This is a genomic window from Pseudonocardia sp. McavD-2-B (assembly GCF_024124365.1).
In the GTDB taxonomy this organism is placed as follows: Bacteria; Actinomycetota; Actinomycetes; order Mycobacteriales; family Pseudonocardiaceae; genus Pseudonocardia; species Pseudonocardia alni.
The window spans coordinates 1-2,723 of the sequence record NZ_JAMXSG010000441.1; the positions used below are offsets into that span (position 1 = coordinate 1).

Sequence of the window (2,723 nt, forward strand, 5' to 3'; positions counted from 1 at the left end):
GGCGCGGGGTCAGCGGGCCGCGGCGGGCGCGGGGCCGTAGGTCAGCCGCCGCAGCAGCACCTCCGCGGGCCCGCGCCGGCCGCGCTGCCGGGACACCACCGCCGCGACGACGGTCAGCAGCCACACCCCGGCCCCGCAGAGCGTCGCCGCCCACAACGGCAGACCGGCCCCCAGCCCCAGCGTCCACGCCGGTAACAGGCCGACGAACACCACCGACTGCGCCAGGTACCCGCTCAGCGACCGTCGCCCGAGCGCCACCAGCGCGCCCGCGACCGGCCGGGTCGCCGACCCCCGGGCCACCACCAGCGCCGCGGCGGCGGCGTACCCGGCCCCGGCCGCGTAGCCGGTCACCGCGTGCAGCACCCCGACCACGAGCGCCACCGGCTCCGAGGGCACCCACACCACGGCGGCGACCAGACCCAGCGGCAGGCCGCCCACGACCCCGGCCCCGATCCCCGCGACGGCGCCCCGGCGCAGCGCCCGCCGGTGCCGGGCCGGGGCGTCGAGCCACCCGGCGCGGGCGACGAGCACCCCCGCGACCGCCGCGCCCAGGAGCCCGAGCGCGCTGATCAGCAGGTTGCCGAACAACCACTCGCCGAACCGCTCCACCGCCGCCGACAGCACGTCCGGCGCGACCAGCGAGGGCGACGCCGACGCCGCGTCGGACCGGGTCAGCGCGACGGGGGCGTAGAGCAGCGCCAGCAGCGTCGTCGCGGCCACCCCGGTGAGCACCAGCACCGCGGTCGACCCACGGACCAGTACCGGCGCGAGGACCACCGCGATCAGCCCGTAGGCGGCGACGAAGTCCCCGTGCCACAGCAGCACCGCGTGCGCGGCACCGACGGCGAACAGCGCCCCGCCCCGGCGACGCACCAGGGCCAGGACCTGGTCGGGCCCGGCACCGTCGCGGGCCGCACGGCGGGCGAGCCCGGCGATGCCGTAGCCGAACAGCAGCGCGAACAGCGGATAGGCCCGGCCGTCGACCAGGGTCAGCTGCGCCGCGGCGAGCCAGGCGTCGACGCCGGTCGGGTCGAGCGGGTAGGCACGCACCCCGATGCCGCGGTGGGTGACGAAGGTGTGGGCGTTCGCGACGGCGATCAGCAGCAGCGCCGCGCCGCGGGCCAGGTCCGGCGCCGGTGCACGACCGGTCACCGGGACGTCACGCATCACGCCCTACGCTACCGGCGGTGTGGTTCCCGCCACGCGTGGCGGTGGGTGTGCTCCCCGTCGCGGTACGCGGGCGCGATCAGGGCTAGGGTCCGTGGCGTGTCTGCTACCCCCGTTACCGTTACCGTCACCGGAGCCGCTGGCCAGATCGGTTACGCGCTGCTCTTCCGGATCGCCTCCGGGCAGCTGCTGGGGCCCGACACCCCGGTGAAGCTGAACCTGCTGGAGATCCCGCAGGCCGTGAAGGCCGCCGAGGGCACCGCGATGGAGCTCGACGACTGCGCCTTCCCGCTGCTGCGCGGCATCGACATCTTCGACGACGCGAACGCCGCGTTCTCCGGCACCAACGTCGCGCTGCTCGTCGGCGCCCGTCCCCGCAGCAAGGGGATGGAGCGGGGCGACCTGCTCGAGGCCAACGGCGGCATCTTCGGCCCGCAGGGCAAGGCGATCAACGCCGGTGCCGCGGACGACGTCCGCGTCCTGGTCGTCGGCAACCCGGCCAACACCAACGCCCTCATCGCCCAGGCCTCGGCGCCGGACGTCCCGGCGGACCGGTTCACCGCGATGACCCGCCTCGACCACAACCGCGCGCTGGCGCAGCTGTCGAAGAAGCTCGGCGTCGGCCTCGACGAGATCAGCAAGCTCACGATCTGGGGCAACCACTCGGCCACCCAGTACCCGGACCTCTTCCACGCCGAGGTCGGCGGCAAGATCGCCGCCGAGCAGGTCGAGCGGGAGTGGCTGGAGAACGACTTCATCCCGACCGTCGCCAAGCGCGGTGCCGCGATCATCGAGGCCCGGGGCGCGTCCTCGGCCGCGTCGGCCGCGAACGCCGCCGTCGACCACGTGTACGACTGGGTCAACGGCACCCCGGCCGGTGACTGGACCTCCGCCGCGATCCCGTCGGACGGTTCCTACGGCGTCCCCGAGGGCATCATCTCCTCGTTCCCGGTGACCTCCGAGAACGGCGAGTGGAAGATCGTCCAGGGCCTGGAGATCGACGAGTTCTCCCGCGGGCGGATCGACGCGAGCGTCGCCGAGCTGGTCGAGGAGCGCGACACCGTCGCCACGCTCGGCCTCATCTGAGACCGCCACCCCGCACGGGCCGCGGACGGACGCCGTCCGTGGCCCGTGCGCTGGTCCCGGCGGTGCCCGGACCCGGTCGCAGCCCGTGTTCGGTCTCGACCAGCCGGGCCGACCGCGGAGCCGACGCCAGCGTCAGCGACCGGGTGATGACGCGCCCTGCCCGAACCCGCACACCACGCAGCAGGGGGCCGTCGCCCACCGCGGTGGCGCAGAACACGACCCCGCCGCTCCCCACGAGGTCCTCGGCGCGCCGCAGACCGCCGGCACCGGTCCGGAACTGCACCGAACCACCCAGGCACCTCACCGCGGCCGCCGCGAGGACGGCCTCTGCGGCGGGACCGTGCCCGAGCATCAGGTCCACGGGCCGCGTCGGGCACGCGGCCGTGATCGCTCCCTCCAGGACGCCCCCGGCCGGGACGACGGCCCGCGCGCCCTCGGCACGGACGGCGTCGGCGGGTCCCCGCCCCCCC

The 2,723-nt window shown here is 75.8% G+C and carries 3 protein-coding genes; 1 reads left to right on the forward strand and 2 read right to left on the reverse strand.

Annotation, left to right across the window (positions count from 1 at the left end; genetic code table 11):
- Positions 1 to 9: 9 nt before the first annotated feature.
- Positions 10 to 1,167, reverse strand: a complete 1,158-nt coding sequence (locus NH602_RS29895) for a DUF418 domain-containing protein (protein ID WP_253069570.1) — start codon at positions 1,165 to 1,167, stop codon at positions 10 to 12.
- A 99-nt stretch (positions 1,168 to 1,266) separates the two neighbouring features.
- Here NH602_RS29895 and NH602_RS29900 point away from each other — a divergent pair, with 99 nt between their 5' ends.
- On the forward strand, positions 1,267 to 2,253 hold the full coding sequence (locus NH602_RS29900; RefSeq protein WP_073573864.1) for a malate dehydrogenase: 987 nt from the start codon (positions 1,267 to 1,269) through the stop codon (positions 2,251 to 2,253).
- On the opposite strand, the gene NH602_RS29905 is transcribed toward NH602_RS29900, so the two are convergent.
- On the reverse strand, positions 2,246 to 2,723 hold a 478-nt coding region (locus tag NH602_RS29905; RefSeq protein WP_253069571.1), incomplete at its 5' end, for a fructose-bisphosphatase class II. The genes NH602_RS29900 and NH602_RS29905 overlap by 8 nt on opposite strands.